Annotated in this window: 13 protein-coding genes and 4 pseudogenes; 7 read left to right on the forward strand and 10 right to left on the reverse strand. The window is 48.2% G+C overall.

The features are described from left to right. The 5 genes and pseudogenes from JCM15908_RS15175 to bamG form a co-directional block, all read right to left on the reverse strand. Window positions 1-295 (reverse strand): hypothetical protein (locus JCM15908_RS15175; RefSeq protein WP_234396415.1); only part of this gene is annotated, 295 nt, incomplete at its 3' end. A 485-nt stretch (window positions 296-780) separates the two neighbouring features. Next, window positions 781-2,927, reverse strand: a pseudogene (locus JCM15908_RS13185) (peptidylprolyl isomerase). A gap of 96 nt (window positions 2,928-3,023) precedes the next feature. Further along, on the reverse strand, window positions 3,024-4,283 hold the full coding sequence (locus tag JCM15908_RS08320; RefSeq protein WP_025002993.1) for a hemolysin family protein: 1,260 nt from the start codon (window positions 4,281-4,283) through the stop codon (window positions 3,024-3,026). A gap of 5 nt (window positions 4,284-4,288) precedes the next feature. Then, entirely contained in the window at window positions 4,289-4,945 is a 657-nt protein-coding gene (gene lptC / locus JCM15908_RS08325) for an LPS export ABC transporter periplasmic protein LptC (protein WP_036893029.1), read from the reverse strand. A 22-nt stretch (window positions 4,946-4,967) separates the two neighbouring features. Continuing rightward, window positions 4,968-6,275 carry a BamG family beta-barrel-assembly machinery protein gene (gene bamG, locus JCM15908_RS08330; protein ID WP_025002995.1) on the reverse strand — a complete coding sequence of 436 codons (1,308 nt, stop codon included), beginning with the start codon at window positions 6,273-6,275 and terminating at the stop codon, window positions 4,968-4,970. Between the two features lie 769 nt (window positions 6,276-7,044). Between bamG and JCM15908_RS08340 the strand changes: the two genes are divergently transcribed. From JCM15908_RS08340 to JCM15908_RS13195, 4 genes and pseudogenes are all read left to right on the forward strand, one after another. Continuing rightward, on the forward strand, window positions 7,045-8,232 hold the full coding sequence (locus JCM15908_RS08340) for a lipoprotein N-acyltransferase Lnb domain-containing protein (protein WP_025002997.1): 1,188 nt from the start codon (window positions 7,045-7,047) through the stop codon (window positions 8,230-8,232). A gap of 54 nt (window positions 8,233-8,286) precedes the next feature. Next, the gene (locus JCM15908_RS08345; protein WP_025002998.1) at window positions 8,287-8,652 is read left to right on the forward strand and encodes a hypothetical protein; all 366 of its coding nucleotides are present in this window, start codon (window positions 8,287-8,289) and stop codon (window positions 8,650-8,652) included. 117 nt (window positions 8,653-8,769) lie between these two features. Further along, window positions 8,770-12,124: pseudogene (secA, locus tag JCM15908_RS15385) on the forward strand (preprotein translocase subunit SecA). Between the two features lie 91 nt (window positions 12,125-12,215). Further along, window positions 12,216-13,459: pseudogene (locus JCM15908_RS13195) on the forward strand (BaiN/RdsA family NAD(P)/FAD-dependent oxidoreductase). Window positions 13,460-13,470: 11 nt separating this feature from the next. On the opposite strand, the gene JCM15908_RS08360 reads toward JCM15908_RS13195, so the two are convergent. From JCM15908_RS08360 to JCM15908_RS08375, 5 genes and pseudogenes are all read right to left on the reverse strand, one after another. Next, window positions 13,471-13,794 carry a helix-turn-helix transcriptional regulator gene (locus JCM15908_RS08360; RefSeq protein WP_025002999.1) on the reverse strand — a complete coding sequence of 108 codons (324 nt, stop codon included), beginning with the start codon at window positions 13,792-13,794 and terminating at the stop codon, window positions 13,471-13,473. 108 nt (window positions 13,795-13,902) lie between these two features. After that, window positions 13,903-17,227, reverse strand: a pseudogene (locus JCM15908_RS13200) (UvrD-helicase domain-containing protein). Between the two features lie 146 nt (window positions 17,228-17,373). Beyond that, complete coding sequence (lolA1, locus tag JCM15908_RS08370) at window positions 17,374-18,009, reverse strand: outer membrane lipoprotein periplasmic chaperone LolA1 (RefSeq protein ID WP_373277419.1); 636 nt, start codon at window positions 18,007-18,009, stop codon at window positions 17,374-17,376. A gap of 18 nt (window positions 18,010-18,027) precedes the next feature. Next, complete coding sequence (locus JCM15908_RS15190; RefSeq protein ID WP_148295562.1) at window positions 18,028-18,210, reverse strand: hypothetical protein; 183 nt, start codon at window positions 18,208-18,210, stop codon at window positions 18,028-18,030. A gap of 30 nt (window positions 18,211-18,240) precedes the next feature. Beyond that, on the reverse strand, window positions 18,241-20,676 hold the full coding sequence (locus tag JCM15908_RS08375) for an FtsK/SpoIIIE family DNA translocase (protein ID WP_025003001.1): 2,436 nt from the start codon (window positions 20,674-20,676) through the stop codon (window positions 18,241-18,243). Between the two features lie 98 nt (window positions 20,677-20,774). Between JCM15908_RS08375 and JCM15908_RS08380 the strand changes: the two genes are divergently transcribed. From JCM15908_RS08380 to tilS, 3 genes are all read left to right on the forward strand, one after another. Further along, window positions 20,775-21,413, forward strand: a complete 639-nt coding sequence (locus tag JCM15908_RS08380; protein ID WP_025003002.1) for a 3'-5' exonuclease — start codon at window positions 20,775-20,777, stop codon at window positions 21,411-21,413. A gap of 70 nt (window positions 21,414-21,483) precedes the next feature. Further along, window positions 21,484-22,680, forward strand: coding sequence for a class I SAM-dependent rRNA methyltransferase (locus JCM15908_RS08385; RefSeq protein WP_025003003.1), 1,197 nt, complete (start codon window positions 21,484-21,486; stop codon window positions 22,678-22,680). Next, window positions 22,670-24,001, forward strand: coding sequence for a tRNA lysidine(34) synthetase TilS (gene tilS, locus JCM15908_RS08390; RefSeq protein ID WP_025003004.1), 1,332 nt, complete (start codon window positions 22,670-22,672; stop codon window positions 23,999-24,001). Before JCM15908_RS08385 ends, tilS begins: the two co-directional genes overlap by 11 nt. Window positions 24,002-24,304 lie beyond the last annotated feature (303 nt).

A 24,304-nucleotide genomic window follows, 5' to 3' on the forward strand; every position in this document is an offset into this window, starting at 1 on the left:
TCTTCCCCGTTAAATTTCTAACCGTATATAAATTTCCGCTAACCGTATATAAATTTTTCGCTAACCGTATATAAATTTTCCGCTTACCATATATAAATTTTTCGCTAACCGTATATAAATTTTTCGCTAACCGTATATAAATTTTCCGCTTACCATATATAAATTTTTCGCTAATCGTATATAAATTTTTCGCTAACCGTATATAATTTTTCTGCTTGCCGTATATAAATTTTCCGCTTGCCGTATATAAATTTTCTGCTTGCCGTATATAAATTTTCCGCTTGCCCGAAACCACCGCTTTTCCGGCCGTGGGCAGTATTCCACAGACGCGTATCCGTCCCTCCACAATGCGGATGCCCTTTCGCCGAATCTCCTTTCGGCCTTTTTGCCGTGCGGACAAGACGCCCTGCTGTGGCCCTACGGTCGTCTCGTTCCACTGGGAATAGTCCTGAAACCGGGCTGCCGGACGGGGCTTCGGTACTCCTTGGGATGCCTTCCCGTGGCTTTGCCCGTATTGCAGATAATGAGTACTACCCTATAAAAGTGTGTAAGCCCATTTTTATTATCTTTGTATTTGAAGAAAAAAGAAAGAGAGCTTACACACTTTTATGGACAATACCGTACCCATATACTAATCCCTTTTCCTGATGGCGTCATTAGAATTTTATAATAATAATGTTCTAATGACTGATTGGGGATAAATAAAGAAGGGAACAAAGCAAACAAAAAAGGGATGCTCCTACAGGAACATCCCTCTATAGTTACAAATGAAAAGTCTGTTTAGAAGAACAGGTAGCGGTTGTCAACAACATTTGCCTTAAGAACCAAGTCCTGCATAAAGTTGCCAATGTACTGCATGCCCTGCTGTGCGCACTGCTGCATCTGCTGTGCCTCGTTGAACTTAGAACCTGCACGCATGCCCTTTCTTACAACTTGGAACACATATACACCGGCATTGCCCTTCACAGGAGCCTTGGAGAACTTGCCTGCTGCAGTAGCTGCAACAGCACCTGATAGGGCTGGTTCTGCTGCACCTGTAGCCTGAACGAAGGCAGGAGCCGCGAAGGTAATCTGATTTACCGTGCTGACCTTTGCACCCTTTGCCTGAGCGGCAGAAATACTGGCGACACCCTTCAGCTTAGCCATCAGCTGCTCGGCCTTCTTGTCCTTGATGACCTCACGTTTCAGAATTTCCTTCACCTCGGCATCATCCCAATTACGGAAACCCTGCGGATGAACGCTGGTAAGGGCTACGACCAACAGGTGATCGTTGTCGCCACACTCATAGAGAGGAGAAACGTCGCCCTGCTTGGCATCAAAGAGCCATTTAAGAGTCTCACGAGTAGCATGGATACCGGCAATATAATGCTCGGCAGTAGAAACGTTCTTCAGTTCCTGAACCTTATAGCCATACTTCACAGCGTTCTTCTCTACATCTGCCAGTGTCGGACTCTTGGCAACGAACTCAGCAAACTTGTTGTAGGCAACACTGCGCGTATTCTTGGAGAAATCGATGGTCTTCTTGATGACAGCCGCTGTTGTCTTGGTAGTCATGGCCTTCTTATCAAGCACCTGAAGGATAACATTACCCTGTGTGAGCGCAAGATTCTGCACGCCATTCACTTCGCCATTCAAAAGTGCATTGATATACTCACGGTTGTCCTGTGTCATAGAAGGAGACTGCTCGTACTGCTGTCCCGTGAACCATGTTTTCTCGCCCGTCTGGCCATAACGCTTGGCAATAGCCTCAAACTCGGCACCGCCTGCCAACGCCTTTTGGATAGAGTCAGCCTTTGCCCTTGCCTCGTCAGGAGTATTTGCCACTACCTGAATCTGACGGAACTGTACGGAGTCTGGCAACTGTGCCTTGGAGAGTACGCGAATGATATTAAAGGTATTGTCCTGCTTGTTCTCCTGCACGCCGGTCGTGCCGACTGCCAGTGAATCAATCTTTCCTGCAATGTCAGGATAAGCCTGATAGGCCTTGCTGCTGACAGGTACGCCGAGGTAGGAGATGAAGCTGCCGCTCTTGCTGATAACCTGTGTAGGGTCGGCAGCGGTGGCCAACTGCTTCTGCAAAGTGTTCATTTCCTTCACAAGTTCGTTGCGGTCGGCCTTGCTTGCTTCAATATGGAAGTCAACATACTTGATGTCGCGGGTCTCGGAAGACTGCCGGAATGCTGATTTCAGTTCCTCATACTTTGCCTTGAGGTCTTCGTCGGTAACCTTTACATCAGCATCCTTAACAGAGCTGTAGGCGAGGGAAGCCAACTGAACCTGTGCCTCCTCGTTCTCGTCCTTGAAAGCCATCTTGGCTCAGCCTTGTTGGAAAGAACGCAGCTCGCCAACAAAGCCTGATACTTCTGTGCCAACAGCTGTGAGCGCAGGTTCTTTTCAAGGAACAGCCAGTAGTTATAGACCGGCCGCATCTGCTCAGCCTGATCAGGACTGGCTGTCTTTGCCTTGTTGTAGCCATCGAGGAACTGCTTCAGGGCATTTACATCGAAACGCCCAGTCTGCTGATTGACAAACGGAGTCTGTGCCAACATCGGATTCGTACCGTCTACCAGAACATTCTGAAGTTCCTTTTCTGTAACGGTAAGTCCAACCTTCTCGGCATCGGCCTCCAACACCTTGCTGCTGACAAGCTGCTGCCAAACCTGATCCTTCACTTGATTCATTTCCTCTTCGTTGAGGTTGTCGCGTCGCATCGTGAACTTGATAGCGTCCTGATACTCTTCAACAAGTTTCTGGAAATCCTGAACGTTGACTTTCTCGCCCATAATTTCACCTACCTGCTGTCTTGCCTCACCCTTGATTCCATTGCAGGAACGGAAGGCTTCTTCGGCAATAAATGCGAAAAGACCCAAGCCGATAATAATTATCAGCGTGATGCCTCTGCGTCTGATTTTTCCTAATGCTGCCATTTTATTTATTTGTTTTTAATTATTCTTCTTGACAAATTGCCCACAAAAATACAAAGAAAAAGGCAATTAACATAATCTTTTACTAAGAAAATGTAGTTACTCCCCGACTTTCAGTTTGACGAGTTCTATCTTCGTCATCGTATTCTTGATTATCTTGAACTCAAACCTGCCTATCTTCACAACCTCATTCAGCTTCGGGAAACTCTGATATTCGTGCAGAATGAGTCCGCTGATAGTCATGTATTCATCGCTTTCGGGCAAGTCCAAATCGAACATTTCGTTCACCTTATCTATCTCTAAGCGGGCAGAGAGCACGTATTCTCCCTCCTCCGTCCGCTTGGCTACATACTTCGCATTATCGTGCTCGTCTTCTATATCTCCAAAAATCTCTTCCACAATATCTTCGAGTGAAATAATGCCGCTCGTCCCTCCAAATTCGTCCACGACAACGCCCAGACTCCGCTTCTGCTGCAAGAATATCTGCATCATCTTCTGTGCTGCCATCGTTTCGGGCACAAAGAGTATCTGCCGGATGTGCTCATGCCATTGTCTGGGATTTCGGAACATCTCCGAAGAGTGTATATAGCCCCTGATATGGTCAATGTCTCCCTTATAGACTACAATCTTGGAGTTTCCGCTTTCTATAAACATCTGCTGAAGCTCCTCCACGCTGCAATTTTCCTCGACAGCATTGATTTCCGTTCGCGGAACCATGCAGTCCCTGACCTTCGTATCGGTAAATTCGAGAGCGTTCTGGAAGATTTTCACCTCGTCCTCTATGTCCTTGTCATCCTTGGCATTATCAATAGAGCTCTGAACCAAATAGTCCAAGTCCACCTTGGTAAAGGTACCGTCATTCTCTTCCTTGCTAATGCGCACCCCGACTATTCCCAAGAATATTCTTGATATAAAAGTAGAAAAGCGGCTAATGGGCCAAAGGATGATAAAGAATATATATGCCAGCGGAGCGAAAGCAGTCAGCAGGCGGTTAGGATTGCTTTTGAAAAAAGTTTTGGGAAGGAACTCTCCTGTAAACACCACTATAATGGTAGAGCAGGCAGTATTGAGAATCACCTGTGTGGCAGGGTCAAGGTTTTGGAACAGGGTCTGATTAAGCACGCTGGCAAAAAGAATACCATAAAGAACAAGTACGATGTTATTGCCTACGAGCATCGTAGACACGAATCCGTTGGGATTGCGGTAGAATACAGCCAGACAGCGTTGGGAAATGCCGTTCTTCTCCTTGTCCATCTCCGCCAACAGCCTGTTGCTGGCAACAAATCCAATCTCCATTCCCGAAAAGAATGCAGAAAGAACCAATGTGATAACGATACCGATTATTAAACTTATATCCAACTTGACTAACGTTTAGTAACAGGACTTCTCAGACTATCTCTATGCAGGGAGTCTACCGGCATCGGAGGCATGCTGCTTTCTGGTGCCATATCTTCCTTGGCAAAGATACTCCATCCCTTTGTCTGCCTAATTTCATAATTCGTCATCTGCTCGTCGCTCCGGAACCAGTTGCCTTCAAGTTCCTTGTCGGGAGTCTTCAGATGTGAATAAGAGTGCGACCATATTTCGTGATTCCGCTCGTCCCAAAACAGCTCACTGCTCCGAAAGCTCAACCCCTGCGCTGTCAGGATACGCACCCTGCCACGGAGCTCCCACCTTCTTTCTTGGTCGAAATAAACGGCCGTATCGCATTGTATATAGCCCACCACATGTTTTTTTAAGTCGAACTGAGTCAGTAGCACACCTTTATTAAATGTCCACCGGGAAGGCTTTTTGTTGGTATTCACCTCCCATTCTTCGGCAATAATACGGTACTTGATGACACCTGAATCCGACACGAGCGTGTTGACACCGTATGTCGTCATCGTCGGGACAGAATCCTGCTCGCGGATGGCAGGCGCGGTATGCTCATGTTCGCTGCCACATGCTGTAAGCAACAACAATGCAGCAAAGACCGGAAATACTCCTGTCCTTAGCCTTGGAAGGCCTTGGTTTATGCTCATCATGACAGACACCGTTTCTTGTCTAATCAACTTTGAACTTGGCAAACCAACGCTCGTTGAACGTCAGGCCGACATTGATACGGAACATATTTTCCTTTATCAGTCCCGTTGCCTGACGGTTTACCCATTCGCCACTGATGTTGAGGATGCTTCTGTTATTATAGCTATTAATAATAGGTATGCCCACACCAAGGCTTGCGGAAATCTCACGGGGACCGTCCTGTCCGTTTATCTTCAGATAAGGAGAAGTATAGCTGACGCCTGCACGGTAGTGTATGCGGCTAAAGAAGTTCTGCGAACGCTCGCCCTTGCAATATTCACCACCGAAAGTGAACTTCTGACGGTCTTTCAGCTGCCCCGGAGCCAGCGCGTATGCCGAGACACCATTGGCAACACTAAACTGCGGCATGTCTATCTTGCCCCATTTCTGCAACTCATAGTCGAATCCCAGCTTGAGACGGTTATCGTGATTCCACATCAATCCGGCACCGAAAGTATGCGGAAGCTCCAAGGCGTTGCTGATGCTATAATGCGTCGTGTCTGTAACCGAAGTCTGCGTATTGGTCGAAATGACATCACACTCGGGGTCAGAACCCAACTTATGTCCCAAAGAGTAAGAAAGGCCCAAAGTCAGCTCGTCTGTCTTGGACATCCGCCGTGTATACTGCAATCCGAAATCCACCTTATAGCTTGCAACGTCTGTGGTATATTTCTTCGACAGCGTGTTGACATAGGCATCGCTGTACGTGTTGACGACGGAACGGTTGACGGTTCCCCAGAGGTAGGCAACATTGGCACCGAAGGCCAATCCCCTGAAAGGCTCCCATCCTACGCCAAGATAAACCTGACGGACACCCCCGTTGCCGCTGAACGTATTGGAGTAGGTCGTACTGGCGGAGGAAGGATTCTGGAAGGCATTGACGTTGATTGTATTGCTGTAGTTATATCCTACGGTTGTGTAGGGCAGCAGTCCGAAACTGACACCAACATGCCTGAAGGCACGGAAAGCAGCCACTACATACTCTATATCTGCATTTTTAGCATTTTTCTTACGTCCATTCTCCTCGAAATTGGTAAGTTGCAGACTTACTCCGGCATCGAATATAAACGAGAGCGAATCAACAGCCGAATAGGAGGCAGGGTTCTGATAGTTCACCTGATTATGCTCGTGGAATCCGTATGCCAGCCCGTTCATACCACGGTTGAAGCCCGTAGACTGGGGCGACAGCGTTCCTAACCCAAACTGGCTATAAGGAGAATTGGTGCCACTTTGTGCGTATGCAACGGACGATAGTGCTATCAGCAGACAGCCGGTCAGTATCTTTCTCATTCGTAATTTCTTTACTTTATCTGTAGTCCTAAATGTTAAGACGAGCGCAAAGTTATTAAAAAAAAACGATACCTCGGAAAAACTATACAATAATTAAATGTTAAACACTTGTCCGGCTACTATTCATGGCCTGTCAAAAGCTATGCAGACTACCCTCAACACCTTGACTTACGGCAAGCCATTTCACTGACAACAACAACTGAAAGGAGAAGAAAACAATTCAGAATTTATATGACAATATTCACTCTGAGACTTGCGCAGAATCCACCAACGCCCCACATGCAGCAAAAATGGACCAAACGACCGCCCGCCACAACTCTCTGGAAGCCAAGATGTTAAGAAGAAGAAAACGAAGCTCTTATGTTTTTTCTTTCTCATTTGTATACTTTTCATCAGCGAAACGGCCATTATCACACGATAAAACAAGCACTTCTACAAGTCGGAAGTGCCGTTCTCGGATTATCAAAGTGCCGTTTTCGCATAGTCTCCGGAGGTCTGCCACCTTCAAAGACCTTCGTTCACCACACATCAAAGCAAATTATCTCGCATCTCGGATCTATTCCACAACTTTTCAAAAAGACTTTCTCTTGTAAATAATATTACAAAACAAGACCATGACCACAGGGACAAGCCACACCTTTGTCGCAAAAGTCATCAGCCCGAAGACGACAATTGACGGCTGCGAACAAAGCACTCCGGCAAGCCTGTCAGCACAATCTCCTTCTTTTCTTTGCTTTTTCCATCCTTTTTCCGTAACTTTGCCCACTAAATGAGAAAAAGGTTCGTTCATATCGTCCTGACGGTTTTGTTGTCGGTATTCGCACAGACAATGACGGCACAGCCGTTCACCTACTCCGACTCTGTGGAAATATCGCTGCTGACATGCTCACCCGGCAGGGAGATATGGGCGGAATACGGACACACAGCCATCCGATACAACGACCTGCACAATCATCAGGACTATACGGTCAACTATGGCGTATTCTCTGAATCACAGCCTTATTTTATTCCTCGCTTTGTGTTTGGGCTGACCGACTACAGCATGGGCATCGTCCCTACCGACCTGTTCATAGAACAATACAGTTACGAAAACCGTCTGGTAACGGAACAGAAACTGAACCTGACAGCCGCTGACAAATTGGCAATCTGCAAGGCTTTGCAGGAGAACATGAAACCCGAGAATGTGGTTTATCGCTATAACTTCTTCTACGATAATTGCACCAGTCGCGCCCGGGACATTATTCTCGGTCATCTGCACGGCAAGGTAACATTCCCTCCTGCCGACAATAAAGCCACTTTCCGCTCCATGATTCACGAGTGGAACGGTAATGGAAGCTGGACACAGCTGGGCGAAGACATTCTCTTGGGCATCAATGCCGACCGAAAGACCACCAAGGCAGAACAGCAGTTCCTGCCGGACAATCTGCGCAAGGACTTTGAACGGGCTGTCTATAATGGACGCCCGTTGGTCAGTACAACAAAGACACTCAACATCAAGTCCCCGATGGTGGAAGACGAAAGGGGTTTTCCGCTTACTCCAATGGAAGCTGCCATTCTGTTTGCCATCATAGCCACGACAATACTTCTTGTTGAATACAAGACCCGTAAACTCCTTTGGGGATGGGACTTGCTGCTGATGCTCGCCAGTGGGACCATCGGAGTGGTACTCTTCACTATGATTTTCTCGCAGCATCCCTGCGTCAGTCTGAATATGATTATCTTCATCTTCAATCCGCTCGCACTGGTATTTGTCCGTCGGACTATCCGAAGCGAGTGCAGGAGAGAGAAAGGACATTGGTGGCTTCTTTGGGAAATCAGCCTGTTTATAGGCTTCATCGGGGGATTTTTCCAACACATTCCCCTTCCCGTACTCATTGTGGCATTGTTCTTGCTGCTTAATTGCGTGATGCACCAATGGATAGACCGTCATCACACGACAAACATTCCCACAATGTAGAGCACACGTCTCGCATATCCGCTCCGCAAGGACAAAACAGACAAACGACGAAGAATGAACAAATACATCACCGCGCTGCTCGTAGTATTGGCAGCAACAGGCGTAGAAGCACAGAGTTATCAGTCTGCGCTCAAGGTCGCATTGGGTGATTTCACCTTCGAAGAGATATGCCATCAGCCGGAGTTCACAGGCTTGGAGACAGAACTGCGCTCCATTATTGAAGCCTACAAGAGCATCCGAAAGGAGAAAGAGACCGAACCGGCAAAGGTGCATGCGACTGTTTATACAGAACTGCACCCGGCTCTACTTCCCTACCCTCTCTCCACCGACCCGAATTATTCCGATCACACAATACTCCCGAACGCCTCTGTGTGTTCGTCCATAACCATAAGGGCACCCAGTTCATTTCATCAGGAATAAGGCCATTATAGTAAGGTAAGGCGGAAACTTGCAGGGAGCAGACTGCCTCGTCAGGTTTTCATCATCAAGAGGATGTACCGACATCCAATATCATTCATCAGCAAATTACAAGATAAAATGAACTTCAATAAATTCTTAAAATCCCTCTTCGGAGATAAGTCCGCACGCGATATGAAACTCATCCAGCCTTTTGTGGACAAGGTGAAGGAGACTTATCCGGAAATCAAGAAACTCACCAACGACGAACTGCGTGCCAAGACCAAAGAGATACAGCAATACGTACAAGATGCAGGCAAAGAACAGCGCGACGCTATTGACGAACTGCGCAAAACCATTGACGATACGGCCATTGACGAGCGTGAGGAAATATTCGACAAGATAGACAAGCTCGACAAGGAAGCTCTCGACAACTATGAGAAGGCTCTCAACGAGGTTATGCCGTGGCCTTCTCTATCGTAAAGGATACCGCCCGCCGTTTTGCCGAGAACGAGGAGACCATCGTTACCGCGACAGACTTCGACCGTGAACTGGCTGCCGACCCTGCCAAGGACTTCATTACCATTGACGGCGACAAGGCCATCTACCATAATCACTGGACGGCCGGCGGAAACGACCTCAAATGGGAAATGGTACACTACGACGTGCAGCTTTTCGGTGGTACGGTGTTGCATCAGGGAAAGATTGCCGAAATGGCAACGGGTGAAGGTAAGACCCTCGTGGCTACACTCCCGGTGTTTCTCAACGCCCTTACCGGCAACGGCGTACACGTTGTTACGGTCAATGACTATCTTGCCAAACGCGACTCCGAGTGGATGGGACCGCTCTACGAGTTCAACGGGCTATCGGTAGACTGCATCGACAAGCATCAGCCTAATTCCCCTGCACGTCGCAAGGCATATCAGGCAGATATTACCTTCGGTACCAACAACGAGTTCGGTTTCGACTATCTGCGCGACAACATGGCAGTATCTCCCGCCGACCTTGTGCAGCGTCAGCACAACTACGCCATCGTCGACGAGGTGGACTCCGTATTGATTGACGATGCCCGTACTCCTCTTATTATTAGCGGCCCCGTACCCAAGGGCGACGACCAGATGTTTGAGGAGTATCAGCCATTGGTTCAGAGTCTGTATGAAGTGCAGCGCAAGCAGGCTACAGAGCTGCTTTCCGAAGCACGCCATAAGATTACAGAGGCGCAGAAGGCTGCCGACGACAAGACACGCAACCAGTTGCAGGAAGAAGGATTCCTTGCCCTCTATCGCTCGTTCAAGGCTCTGCCAAAAAACAAGGCACTCATAAAATATCTCTCCGAAGAAGGAATCAAGACTGGTATGCTCAAGACCGAGGAATACTATATGGCCAACAACAACCGCGAAATGCCAAAAGCCATCGAACCTTTGTATTTCGTTACGGATGAGAAGATGAATTCCAGCGACCTGACAGACAAGGGAGCAGCATGGCTTGCAAAGCAAGTGAACGACGACACACTCTTTGTATTGCCTGACATCACGACAGAACTCTCGCTCTTGGAGAAAGAAAAAGAAGAAAAGAAACTCGACGATCAGACATACATTGACCGCAAGGACGAGCTGATGAGCCACTATGGCGTGCAGAGTGAACGCGTTCACACGCTTCAGCAGTTGCTGAAAGCGTACACTATGTTTAATAAGGACGACGAATACGTTGTTCTCAATGGCGAAGTAAAGATTGTCGACGAACAGACGGGCCGTATCATGGAGGGACGCCGTTGGAGCGACGGTCTCCATCAGGCCGTGGAAGCCAAGGAACACGTAAAGGTGGAGGCTGCTACGCAGACCTTTGCCACCATCACATTGCAGAATTACTTCCGCATGTATCACAAGCTCGCAGGCATGACAGGTACGGCCTCTACTGAAGCCGGTGAGTTTTGGGACATCTATAAGCTCGATGTAGTAGAGATTCCGACAAACCGCCCTATCCTCCGCCACGACTTGGAAGACCGCGTATACAAGACTACCCGTCAGAAGTATGCTGCCGTAATTGAGGAAATCGTAGAGATGCGCAACAGCGGCCGTCCTTGTCTGGTAGGTACTACCTCTGTGGAAATCAGCGAACTGCTGAGCAAGATGCTCGACATGCGCAAGATTCCACATCAGGTTCTCAATGCCAAGCAGCACCTGAAGGAGGCGCAGATTGTGGCAGAGGCAGGTCGCTCCGTCAACGGACTCGGTGCAGTTACCATCGCCACCAACATGGCCGGCGTGGTACCGACATCAAGCTGAGCAAGGAGGTAAAGGAGGCAGGAGGTCTTGCCATCATCGGTACAGAACGACATGAAAGCCGCCGCGTAGACCGTCAGCTTCGTGGTCGCGCCGGACGTCAGGGCGACCCGGGCTCTTCCGTGTTCTACGTTTCCTTGGAAGACAAACTGATGCGTCTCTTCGGCTCGGAGCGTATTGCCAAAGTTATGGACAGACTCGGATTCGAGGAAGGAGACCGCATTGAAAGTTCCATGATTTCCAACAGCATCGAACGGGCGCAGAAGAAAGTAGAAGAAAACAACTTCGGCATCCGCAAACGTCTGCTCGAATACGACGACGTGATGAACAAGCAGCGTACCGTTATCTACGAGAAGCGTCGTCATGCCCTGATGGGTGAGCGTATCGGAATGGATATTTCCAATGCCATCTGGGACCGCTGCCTCAGCATCATCGAACGCAACGACTACGAAGGCTGCAAGGAAGAGTTCCTGAAAGTACTCGCCATGGAGTGTCCCTTCTCGGAAGGCGAATTTATCAATGGCAATAAGGAAGAACTGGCGGAGCGCAGCTTCCAGTCAGCCATGGCAACCTTCAAGCGCAAGACGGAACGCATCCAAAGCGTAGCCTACCCTATCATAAAGGAGGTGTACGAAAATCAGGGAGCGATGTACGAGCGCATCATGGTGCCCATCACCGACGGCAAGCGCGTCTACAACATTCCCTGCGACCTGAAGGAAGCATACGAGAGTGAGGCTAAGTCGGTTGTCAAGCAGTTTGAAAAGGTTATTCTCCTCCATATCATTGACGACGACTGGAAGGAGAATCTGCGTCAGCTCGACGACCTGCGCCATTCTGTGCAGAATGCTTCCTACGAGCAAAAAGACCCGCTGCTCATCTTCAAGCTCGAAAGCGTGAAGCTGTGGGACAACATGATTGACGACCTCAACAACCGGACGACAAGCGTACTGATGCGCGGTCAGATTCCAGAGATGCAACCTGCCGAGCAGGTACAGGAAGCAGCTCCCGAGGAGCGTAGCCAGCGTTACAGCGAGCAAAAGGAAGAACTGGTCGACCCGAATCAGGTGGCTGCTGCCCGACAGGACACCCGTGAGACGGCAAAGGAACCTAACCGCGTGCCTTACCGTGCAGAGAGGATGCCTCGCCCGAACGATCCCTGCCCGTGCGGTAGTGGCAAGAAGTTCAAGAACTGCCACGGACGCGGCCTCCGCTAACGGCTGTTCCGGAAAAAACACCAAAAGGAGGAAGGGCTATAGGTCTTTCCTCCTTTTCATATAATAAGCCCTACATAACGAAATCTCCTATATGTCCCATTCTCCCCATATAGCCGTCATAGGCGGAGGGGCTGCCGGATTCTTCGCAGCCATCACGGCCAAGACCGTCAATCCCCAAGCCCGCGTTGCCATCTACGAAAAAGCAGGAAAAGTACTTGCCAAAGTCGGCATATCGGGGGGTGGACGCTGCAACCTGACAAATTCGTTTGAAGAAATAAAGGATTTGAAGAACGCCTATCCCCGTGGACATAAACTCATCAAGCGGCTATTCAAATCATTCGACCATCGCGACACTTACAGGTGGTTTGAGACACACGGCGTAGCACTGACCACCCAAGACGATCAGTGTGTCTTTCCCGTTTCCCAAGATTCACAATCGGTTATAGACTGCCTGACGCGCGAAGCCCATAAGCGTGGCGTCAGGGTGCTTCTCCATCATTCCATACAGAGTGTCGAAAAAGAAACGGACGGCAAGCTACTTGTGCACTTCAAGGCAGGGAGCCGTTATCCTTCGATAAAGTCATCATCACGACAGGCGGCTCGCCAAAAGCCGACGGACTAAGCTATCTGAAAAAATTGGGTATCCAGACTATAGCCCCTGTGCCGTCGCTCTTTACCTTCACCATCAAAGAGCCGTTATTCTGCGATTTGATGGGGACGGTAGCCGAAAACGCCATCCTCTCCATCCCCTCTACCAAGTTCCACAGCTCCGGGCCACTGCTCATCACCCACTGGGGAATAAGCGGCCCTGCCACGCTGAAACTATCATCATTGGCAGCACGATACATCAGCGAACAGGACTATCGTTTTCCCCTCGCCGTCAACTGGGTGGGAAACAGCAATGCCCAAGCTGTGGCAGAACACCTGCAAGTCATCATCGCCGCCCACCCTCAGAAACAGCTGGGAAGCATCCGTCCCTTCGACCTCCCTACCCGACTTTGGCTTTACCTCTTGCAAAAAAACGGCATCAACAACACCAAACGCTGGAGCGAACTGGGCAGGAAAGGCTTCAACAAGCTGACGGAGACCCTGACCAACGACCAATACACCGTTAACGGCAAAGGCACTTTCCGCGACGAGTTCGTTACCTGTGGTGGCGTGAGCCTCTCCTGTCTCACCCCTGCCCTTGAAAGCAAAGCCTGCCCCAACTTGTTCTTTGCAGGCGAAGTTCTTGATGTAGATGCCATTACGGGCGGCTTCAATCTTCAGGCAGCGTGGACAACCGGATACATGGTCGGAAAGACTTCAGCCAAGGGAGAACAGCCTTTGTCGTAGACGGGTTGCCCTCAATCCTCCATCTTTCCGTCCATGGGCAGTTGCTGCCTTTCCAGCAACAGCTCCATGAGGTGTTTCCTGAGATTTGTATTGGCCGGCACGTCCAGCTTCCGGCGGATATGGGCGCGCACCACACCGACGTTCTTCTCCGACTTCTCGAGCAGCTGCCCTATCTCACTCATTGTCTTGCCCTGCAGAATGAGGTTGCACACATCCACCTCCGACTTAGTCAGCATCGGGAAGAGGCGCGTCAGGTCGCTGTCGTCCGCCAGATGGCTGCGCAGGCACAGACGCACGGCATTGACGAGGTGGTGCTGCGACTTCGGTCTGAGCATACGAAACAGGCGGCCGGAGTCTTCGGCTGTCGGATGGCCATCTTATAAAGTTGGGGTAATCTATTACATCTGATAGCCTACAAAGCTAACTGCTGTTCCATCACCTACCTACTGATTAACTTTTACGATTTCATTTTGCATTACGTACCACAGGTAGCCACTGACATTTTGGTATCCCATACAAATAAGGAGGGAAATATAGCGGCGTACCTGCTCCTTGTATTCCTCGCGTGGCTTGCCAAACTTAAAGTCTACGATAATCATCTCATTGCCGTCAGTCATCACTCGGTCAGGACGGTGTTCAGTAGTTTCATCGGTTTCTTTGTCATATTGCAGGATGGTACACTCGTTAAAAAGCTGCCACTTGGGAGAAAACCAGTCCTTCACCTGTACGGATTGCATGGCTACTTCGATGCGATGACGGAGTTCGGAAGAGGTTATCTCGTCATTATAGACGATGCCTTCTTGCTCCAGTTCGTTAAGTTTAGACTCAATGTCGGCTTCTGTATAGATAGTGGAGAAAAGTTGGTGAAGAATGTTTCCCATTTGTATATATCTGTTTCGCTCACCAAGGTTATCCTCGTAACCTTTGACAAAATCGCGGCTCTTGTTGCTCTGCCGGAAACTGACAACGTGAGGGAATGTCTCTATGCGGATGGGAAGCGTATGGATGGGCGAGGTAAAGGGATTTCCGTCCGTTTCTTTACTCATGCCTGCGGTTTCGACAGGCGAGAGCGAACCATATTCAAAGTGTATAGGCTCGTCGGCATTGTCGGCTGTGTAGATGCTGCCAGAAAGTCGGGCGGCGATGTTCTCAAGTGAGAGTTCGATGGCCTGCGAACGGTTGACGGTCGTTTCGTTATCCATACGCTTCTTTAGCGTACTGGCAGACATGCGTTTGCCTGTAATGAAAAGATTCTTGGCGGCACGGGTGAAGGCGACATAAAGTAAGTTCATGTTGTCCACCGTGTTCTGAAAATGCTCCTGCCGATAGTCTGACTCGTAGACGGTGCCTGTCATGGAAGTTTTTGAGAAATCGACGGGAACGACAGGGATAGCATTAAATGGTTCTTCCTTGTCTTTGGTTTCACACCAGATGGTCGTCGTCTTCTCCAATTCCCAGTCGCAGAATGGAATGAGCACATTGTCAAACTCCAATCCCTTGCTCTTATGGATGGTAATGAGACGAATGCCTTCTATCTCGTCGCTCTGTATAGTTTTGCCTGAAAGATTGTCCGACCACTCTTTTAGAAAGTCGTCAATATCGGCAGGGTGGTCGTTCAGATACTCACTGAGCGTATCGTAGAATGTACAGAGGTAGGCACTCTGTCCATCAAGGCGATTTAGTTGGAAAAGACTGAAGAGTTTGTCTACCAAGTCCATGACAGGCATCTGTATGAGATACTCGCGCTGACTGACGTACTCTGCCGGTAGCAGGCTGTTGAGGTGATGCAACTGCGCCTCGTTGCGGAGCCGCTGCAACTCTTCCTTGGCCTGATTACCCTTTTCTTTCACAGATGCAACTACGAGCAACTGGCTGTCGGTAATAGTTTTTCCAAGAACTTTCTGTTGGTAGTTGATGATGAGCCTGCCACGGGCACAATTGTCATCAGGATGAGTGAGGAGGTGAAGTGCATCTATAAGCACGTTGACGGCAAGCGAGGCGTCAAGACGAAACGCCTCATCGGAAACAATGCTTACATCATTGCCGAAACGACGAACAAAGGTATCGGCAATGTCCTGTATGACTCCCTTTGAGCGGACGAGGATAGCAATGTCTTTCTGTTGGTAGCCCTTGGCAAGCAGCTCCGCCACCGCAGTAGTCAGATAATCAAGCACGCTCTGTTTGTAATCCTTGTTGGGTAGGAGGTCTATGCGCACACAGCCCTGTTGCCCCGTGCAGTGAGGTATCTGTACTGCATCCGCATAGGCTGTTTCAAAGAGAACTTTCTGAGGAATGTTGTCGGCTTCGAGTTCAGCAGTCGTTGTCTTGATAACTTCCTCAAAGAAGACATTATTGAACATGATGATATTCTCCTCCGAACGATAATTGTGTGTCAGCGTTTGAATATCTATCTGATGTTCCGGGAAGCTGAGCCGATGTTATTAAGCAATTCCCAGTCGCCTTGTCGCCATCTGTAAATGCTCTGCTTGACGTCTCCTACAATAAGATTATGTGATTCTGCCTGTGCCAAGCAGTTATCCAAAAGTATACGGAAATTGCTCCATTGGATGGTACTCGTATCCTGAAACTCGTCTATCATAATATGCTTCAGTCTTGCACCTATCTTCTCGAAAACAAAAGGCGTATCAGTGTCGCGCATCAGTTCCTTTAGCAACGTCTGCGTGTTGCTAAGCATGAAGCGGTTGGAATCGCGATTCATCTCGTCTACCGTCTCGGCAATGGCTTGCAACAAGCGGAGTTGTGAAAGATGTGCAAGGGTGAGGACCGCAGACTGGTAGGGTTTCCATACTTCCAGTCGAAGAGCTTCCAACGCTTTCAGCTGCTCTTGCAGCGTGGTTGCAGCAAAGTCACGAATGATGGTTTTCTCCGGATTAGGACATTTCCCCGAAGTCCACTTCTCGGCAGAGTCCATACATTTAAGGACGTAATTTCTCGTATCACCAGGCGTGGGCTTGCCTTTGGCTTGGTCTGTAATCCATTTATAGAGATTAGCAGTGAAATAACTTGAATCGTCTACGTTAGCATCACGGATTACACGAAGCAAGTCCTGTCCGGTCTTGTTGAGCCGAGCCTTAGCTTTGTCGCGCATCTCTCGTAACTGACGGGTATATTGACGAAAAAACTTCTCATCCTTGAACAACTTGCCAAGCTCCCGTTCATGTTCCTTGTAGAAGTCCTTGAAGATGTTTTCTCCAAAGTCCTTTATCTTTCTGATAACATTCCATCCAAGGTTGTCCTCAATGTTGCGGTCAATATAATCGCGAATCCACGCGAGTACTTCTTGTCCCTGCTCAAGCTGTCAATGAGCTCGTCAACGGCATGGTTCTCCACCTGCGTATCGTTGAGGTCAATGCGAAGATTGGCTGTAAGATTCAACTCGTGTGCCAAATTGCGAAGCACATGCTGAAAAAAGGCATCAATGGTCTGAACGCGAAAATCGTTGTACCTATGGATAAGTAGCGAGAGTGCTGTCTGTGCGTTGGAGCGAATGACTGCTTCTGACATACCTGTTTTCACCTTCACTTGCTGCAAATAGCCATCTGAAGAGGACAATTGGTGCGCGATGCCATAGAGCTGTGAGAGGATACGCGTCTTCATTTCCTGTGTAGCCTTATTCGTGAAGGTAACAGCGAGTATTTTGCGGTAATTGTCGGGGTCTTCCACCACGAGCGAGATATATTCTACGGTAAGTGTAAAAGTCTTGCCAGATCCTGCGGAAGCCTTGTAGACGGTGAGGGGCTTGAACATAGTTTAACAGGTTGAAGAGTTAGCAGAGAACTAAACTAATTGCTGACACAGCGTGTAAGGACAGACGCTTCCGTCAGTCCCACTACAATTAGTCGTTGAGTCGGATACACGGGTGCACCTAATTCAATAAGATATGAAATCGGCAGTTACCTTAAATCTATAATCTCCGCATTGGGATATGCCTTAGCAGGAAAAACAAACAGGGCATCGGACTGATTCTTAGCGTGGAAATTACGGATGTTTATAGTCGTCCAATGTTTACCTTGCAAGAGTTTTACGGTCATTGGCAAATAATTCTTGCCAATGGTAATATACATTTGCTGTACACTTCGGGATTTGTTAGTGGCTTGCAAATGTATCCGATAAGCACCATTGATGATTTTCATCGAAAGATTATAGCCGCTGCGATACATTGTAACAAAACTATAGGGATTCATTGCTGCACGCTGTGCCTCAGTAGGGCGTGAGACATTCACTTCGTCTGTAGACTTTGTATAAGACCATTGAGTTCTACCATCATACCAAACCTTCACCTGTGGTGTGCTTGCCATGAATTTGCTTCCCTTGATAGCTATACTTCCACCTGTTCGTCTGTATGAACCGCCAGATATGGTGAAATCGGCTGCAGCTCCACCTTTGCGTCCGACGATGGCTGCTGTCTTGTCAAGTATCCGTTTTGCCTGTGTCGCGTTCTGTGCATAAAGGCTACAGCAGAGCATCAGTGCCACAACAGTAAGGAATAGTTTTGCTTTCATAATTTCTGTTATTTTTAATAGTCCCATATTTCATTTAGTTCATTCTCAACCATTCGCTAAACAAAGAGAAAGTGAACACTTTTCTGGAATAAGTCCATGGATAAGGATTTGTTTTTGGATATTACCTTTACAAGAATTGGCAACAACTACGCCCAATGAGTTTAAGATATTTATCGTAGTTTTACTACTACCTGAAGCAGGCTTTAACATAAATAATTTGTCTCTCATCGTTGTAACTCTTAAAATCCTTCATCCTAACTAGATCCCATGCAGCGATGCCAAGAGATTATTAAGACTCACCTCGTCGCTGATAAGTACCTCGCGCGGTTTAGAGCCTTGGGCAGTACCTACAATACCAGCCCTTTCCATTTGGTCCATCAGACGGCCAGCACGATTGTAACCGATGGAGAAACGACGCTGAATCATGCTTGTTGACCCTTGCTGACTGAGTACGATGGCCCGTGCAGTATCAGCAAAGAGTGGATCAAGGTTGTGAGTGTCAAGATCGCTGCTTCCCGTACCATTATCTTCTGCTATGGGTTCGGGTATTTCGAGTGGCACGACAGGACCTGGCTGGGAAGAGATAAACTTTGTGATATTTTCTACCTCGGGTGTATCGACGAAAGCACATTGTACACGGGTCGGTTCACCTCCGTTTAAAAAGAGCATGTCGCCCCGTCCTACAAGCTGCTGTGCGCCCGGACGGTCGAGGATGGTTCGGGAGTCAATCATGGCACCCACGCGGAAGGCAATGCGTCCGGGGAAGTTAGCCTTAATATTACCGGTGATAATAGTAGTCGTAGGACGCTGTGTGGCAATAATCATGTGTATGCCGACTGCACGGGCAAGCTGTGCAATACGGGTGATTGGCATCTCTATTTCCTTTCCTGCGGTGAGGATGAGGTCGCCAAACTCATCTATAATAACCACGATATAAGGCATGTATTCATGCCCCTCTTCTATATTGAGCCTATGATTGAGAAACTTCTCATTGTATTCTTTTATGTTGCGTGCTCCAGCAGCTTTGAGACGATCGTAACGCTCGTCCATCAGTACGCAGAGGCCTTTCAGCGTCTTTACCACTTTTTGCACATCAGTAATAATCGGTTCATCCATGTTCTCGTCTACAGCCGCCATAAATGGCTTGGCTATGGGTGCATAGACGCTGAACTCCACTTTCTTTGGATCTACAAGTACGATTTTCAACTCGTTCGGATGCTTTTTGTAGAGCAGGGACGTAATGATGGCATTTAGTCCGACTGACTTACCCTGCCCCGTTGCTCCTGCTACGAGCATGTGTGGTATCTTCGCCAAATCTACCATGAACACTTCGTTGGTAATGGTCTTTCCTAAAGCAATGGGAAGTTCCATCTTTGAGTCTTGGAACTTGCGTGAGTTGAGGATGGAAAACATAGAGACAATAGATGGCTTGGCATTCGGCACTTCTATGCCGATGGTTCCCTTGCCCGGCATTGGAGCTATGATACGAATACCAATAGCAGCAAGGCTGAGGGCTATGTCGTCTTCAAGGTTTTTTATTTTGGATATACGTATGCCCTGAGCTGGAGTAATTTCATAGAGTGTAATGGTTGGGCCTACCGTGGCACGGATGCTACGAATCTGCACGCCAAAGTCACTCAGAACTTTGATAATGCGGTTCTTGTTAGCTTCGAGTTCTTCCTTGTCCACATAGTTCGTCAATCGGTCGGTATCATATTCCTTAAGCAGGTTCAGTGTCGGGAACTTCCATCTTGTAAATGGTTCACGTGGATTGATGGGCATAGAAAGGTCTACCTCACCTGCTACAGTCTTGCCCTTGGCTTCTTCTGTTTTCTCTGTCTTTGCTATATCAAAACCCGGTTCGTTGCTTTCCAACTTTGAATCTTTTTCTGTTAGAACAACGGGCGCGGATGGGGTTGGAAGATTGTCTGCCTCAAACTCCACCACATTCGGCAGAGGGTCTTCAGTCGGTATTTGCGGTTCCTCAACAGGTTCAATGTAGTCGTCAACAGGCTGCTCGGTTTCTTCTCCATGACCATGTACGACGGTAAACTTCACCTTGTCTCTTATATATCCCACGGGGTTGAGCATTTTGCGAATGACCGTTATCGTCTCGGATGTAATGTAAGTGAGGAACGACACCATCACGATAAGCAGTATCGCAACAAGTCCCGGTACTCCCACCATATTTTCCATATAGAGTACGCAGAACGCTCCATGATCACCACCGGCATTGAAAATCTGTTCGCCCATCAGCGGAGCAACGAATTTGGCAAAGGTTACCGAACACCATACCATTACAAGTGCTGTGCCGAAAAACCATTTCCATAAGCTGAGCGTCTTATATGCACCCATCATCTTTACTCCACACAGCACAATGAAGAATGGGATGAGAAAAGCCGAAAAACCAAAGCATTTTGCAATGAAGAAATGAGATAAAATAGCCCCTATGGAACTGCAAACATTCTGAAACTGCCGTCCATTGTTTTCAATTTCTCCCGGGCGCAAAGACATAACGAGACTTTGGTCTGCCTGTCCCGTAGAAAAGTAGCTGATGAAAGCTATAATAATGAAAATCGCCAGACAAATCAAGATAAGACCCAATATGAAACTTGTTTTGTCGTTGATTATATTGTTGACGCCGAGTGCTTCACTGAATGTTTTCGATTTGCGCTCCGGTTTTTTCTTTACCATCTTGCCTTAAGTATTTTCCTGCAAAAGTAGCAATTCTTATGCATAATCGGGTATAATTTCAGAACTTTTTTCTAATTTTGCACCTTCAAACAAGCTGTATGAATACGATTCTATATAACAAATTCGACAAACATCGCATTGGCGAGCTTCCCCGAGTAGCTTTTCCCGGCAGAATTGTCGTCGTACTCAATGAAGCCGAGGCGGAAAAAGCAGTCGACTATCTTCTTTCGCGTGATATTCTCGGAATTGATACTGAAACACGTCCGATGTTCCGGAAGGGACAGCACCATAAGGTTGCATTGCTTCAAGTAAGCGACCGCGACATCTGCTTCCTTTTCCGTTTGAACATTATTGGCATGCCCCCGTGCATAGTCCGCCTTTTGGAAGATACGCGTGTACCCAAGGTAGGACTCTCGCTGTCCGACGACATGATGATGCTTCATCAGCGTGCACCGTTCAATAAAGGATATTTCGTTGATTTGCAGGATATGGTCAAGGAATTTGGTATAGAAGACCTGAGTCTTCAGAAACTTTATGCCAACGTTTTCCATGAACGCATCGTAAAACGGCAGCAACTATCCAATTGGGAGAATCCCATCCTTGACGACAAACAGAAGATGTATGCTGCCACTGATGCTTGGACGTGTATCCGCCTTTATGAACGTTTGCAAGAGCTGAAAGCTACGCATGGTTATGATTTGGTCGCTACTACGGAAGACCCCCAAAAAGTCGGATAACCCAAATATATACGAGAACTGGCGTTGCCTTATTCAGCAACCCTTATAACTTCTCTAACTTCCTCAAAAAATGTACAAACAAATATACTTAAAGAAAGGTAAAGAAGACAGCCTGCTACGGTTTCATCCATGGATTTTCTCCGGGGCAATCAATAAGATGGACGAGGAGATTGCCGAGGGCGACTTCGTCCGCATATTGACTCAAAAAGGCGATTTCATCGCTGTCGGACAATTCCAAATCGGCTCAATTGCTGTGCGCGTATTGTCTTTCCGCGACATCACTATTGACAGAGACTTTTGGATTAGCCGTCTGTCTGCCGCATGGGAGGTACGCAAGGCCCTGAACATCCTCCGCTCCGACAATGCCCATGGCTATTCCAACACGACCTACCGGCTTGTCCATGGTGAGGGAGACAACCTTCCCGGCCTGATAATTGACATATATGGAAAGACTTGCGTCATGCAGGCGCACTCCGTTGGAATACATGTTTGCCGCAATGAGATAGCCCAAGCCCTAAAGGCTGTTTTAGGCAATGATTTAGACAGCATTTACTATAAAAGTGAAACTACGCTGCCTTTCAAGGCAGAACTCGGGCAGGAGAACGGCTTCCTTTATGGAGAGACCGACAACGACATTGCCATTGAAAACGGACTGAGGTTCCATATTGATTGGCTCCGTGGACAAAAAACAGGCTTCTTCATTGACCAACGCGAAAACCGCAGTCTCTTGGAGCATTATGCCAAGGGGCGCAGCGTGCTCAATATGTTTTGCTATACGGGTGGTTTTTCCGTCTACGCCATGCGTGGCGGTGCAAAGCTCGTACACTCTGTGGACAGCTCTGCCAAGGCCATTGAGCTGACCAACCAGAATATTGCCCTCAACTTTCCCGACGATTCACGCCATGATGCTTTCTGCGAGGATGCCTTCAAGTATCTTGACGACCACGATGACAAATACGACCTCATCGTGCTCGACCCTCCGGCCTTTGCCAAGCACCGCAATGCGCTGAAGAACGGACTTCGCGGTTACACCCGCTTGAACGTGAAGGGATTTGAGCGTATCAGGCATGGCGGTATTCTGTTTACCTTCAGCTGTTCGCAGGTAGTAACAAAAGACCATTTCCGACAGGCGGTCTTTACCGCAGCGGCACAGGCAGGACGAAAGGTTCGTGTCCTGCATCAGCTTCATCAGCCTGCCGACCACCCTATCAACATCTATCATCCTGAAGGCGAATACCTGAAGGGACTTGTACTCTATGTTGAATAAAGTAAGCGAATATATAGCGCGGCATGGTTTGCTTGACAAAAGCAAGCCTTATATTGTTGCACTTTCGGGAGGGGCTGACAGTGTCAGCCTCTTGCTCGTCTTGAAGTCTCTTGGCTATCGTGTAGAAGCTGCCCACTGCAACTTCCAACTGCGTGGAAAAGAGAGCTTCCGGGACGAAGACTTCTGTAGGAAACTATGTAAAGAAAGAAATGTGCCATTTCATCTTATCCACTTTGACACAAGGACATACGCCTCCTTGCACAAAGTAAGCATTGAAATGGCTGCACGCGATTTACGCTACCGCTATTTTGAAGAATTAAGAAAGGACATGGGGGCTGAGGCCATCTGCGTTGCTCACCATCGGGACGATTCCATCGAGACAGTACTGCTCAATCTCATCCGCGGAACAGGACTGAACGGACTGACTGGCATCAAGCCCCGTCATGGTTGCGTCGTACGGCCGTTACTTTGCTGTTCACACGATGAAATCATGGATTATCTACGCTTGCAGCAGCAAGACTATGTTACCGACAGCAGCAACCTTGTCAATGATGTCATGCGCAACAAGATACGGCTTGACCTTCTTCCGCTTCTGGAAACCATGAATCCATCGGTGCGTACATCGTTGGTGCGGATGGCGGGGCGACTGGCGGAAGCCAATAAAATAACAGAAGCCTCGTTACAGGAAACAGCCGACTCCCTTACAACCGTCAAAAATGAAATCATTCAGTGGGAGACTGACAAGATAAATTCATATATCTCTCCCGGCTATCTACTCTTTTATCTATTGTCTCCCCATGGGTTTAATTCGGTTCAGATAGAAGAAATCACCCGTTCCATCGGCCATGCCCAGACAGGAAAGTCATGGCAATCGGCTACCCACGAGCTGATTGTAGACCGTGCCTGTCTTCTTCTTACCCCATTGAGAAAGAGAGAAGACAAGATAATGAAACTCCCCGAGACAGGCAAGTATGTCTATTCGGAAGACTTGGCAGTAAAGGTAGAAACATCCGATTTCACCGACAACTTTATCATTCCCCATAGCAAGGATACTGTCGTATTCGACAAGGACAAAGTCTCCTTTCCCCTTATATTAAGAAAGGTGCAGGCCGGCGACCGCTTTACTCCTTTCGGCATGAACGGCTCAAAGCTCGTCAGCGATTTCCTGACCGACATTAAGGCCAATGCCATAGAGAAACGGACACAGACCATCCTGACCGACAGCCGTGGAGAGATTCTCTGGCTGGTCGGGAAGCGTATTGCCCACCCCTACCGCATTTCAGACAATACCCGCGAGGTCTTGAAAATAACCATCTGCTAAATAATAACCGGAATATTTTCACGGCCTTCCATAGCATCGCCTAAGGTACGGGAGGAAGTCTGTCAGGCATAAGAAGCCCGCTGAAAAGGCTCACAGAGTGTGGGGGTAGGCACAGGGCACATCCCACATTATATATTATAGACCCTGTGTCCGCCCGAAATCCAAAAGGGAAAACTGGGAGACACAGGGCATGCTTTCAGAATTGACAGAAAATGCCTTTCTCGGGAAAATTCGCGGACAATTTCCGGAAAGCTCAAGACCATTCTGTAAAAAGCCAGCGAGCAATTCCGAAAAGGCTCGCGA

Origin of the sequence: Prevotella dentasini JCM 15908 (assembly GCF_000614065.1) — a bacterium.
Classification (GTDB): domain Bacteria; phylum Bacteroidota; class Bacteroidia; order Bacteroidales; family Bacteroidaceae; genus Prevotella; species Prevotella dentasini.

Bases quoted from the DNA above. Each gene is read 5' to 3' on its own strand.
- tilS (WP_025003004.1), top strand. From the start codon at position 22,670: ATGTTGAATAAAGTAAGCGAATATATAGCGCGGCATGGTTTGCTTGAC.
- JCM15908_RS08380 (WP_025003002.1), top strand. From the start codon at position 20,775: ATGAATACGATTCTATATAACAAATTCGACAAACATCGCATTGGCGAG.
- JCM15908_RS08360 (WP_025002999.1), bottom strand. From the start codon at position 13,794: ATGCTCAGACCGAAGTCGCAGCACCACCTCGTCAATGCCGTGCGTCTG.
- lptC (WP_036893029.1), bottom strand. From the start codon at position 4,945: ATGAGCATAAACCAAGGCCTTCCAAGGCTAAGGACAGGAGTATTTCCG.
- lolA1 (WP_373277419.1), bottom strand. From the start codon at position 18,009: ATGGGACTATTAAAAATAACAGAAATTATGAAAGCAAAACTATTCCTT.
- JCM15908_RS15190 (WP_148295562.1), bottom strand. From the start codon at position 18,210: ATGAGAGACAAATTATTTATGTTAAAGCCTGCTTCAGGTAGTAGTAAA.
- JCM15908_RS08345 (WP_025002998.1), top strand. From the start codon at position 8,287: ATGAACAAATACATCACCGCGCTGCTCGTAGTATTGGCAGCAACAGGC.
- bamG (WP_025002995.1), bottom strand. From the start codon at position 6,275: ATGAGAAAGATACTGACCGGCTGTCTGCTGATAGCACTATCGTCCGTT.
- JCM15908_RS08340 (WP_025002997.1), top strand. From the start codon at position 7,045: ATGAGAAAAAGGTTCGTTCATATCGTCCTGACGGTTTTGTTGTCGGTA.
- JCM15908_RS08375 (WP_025003001.1), bottom strand. From the start codon at position 20,676: ATGGTAAAGAAAAAACCGGAGCGCAAATCGAAAACATTCAGTGAAGCA.
- JCM15908_RS08385 (WP_025003003.1), top strand. From the start codon at position 21,484: ATGTACAAACAAATATACTTAAAGAAAGGTAAAGAAGACAGCCTGCTA.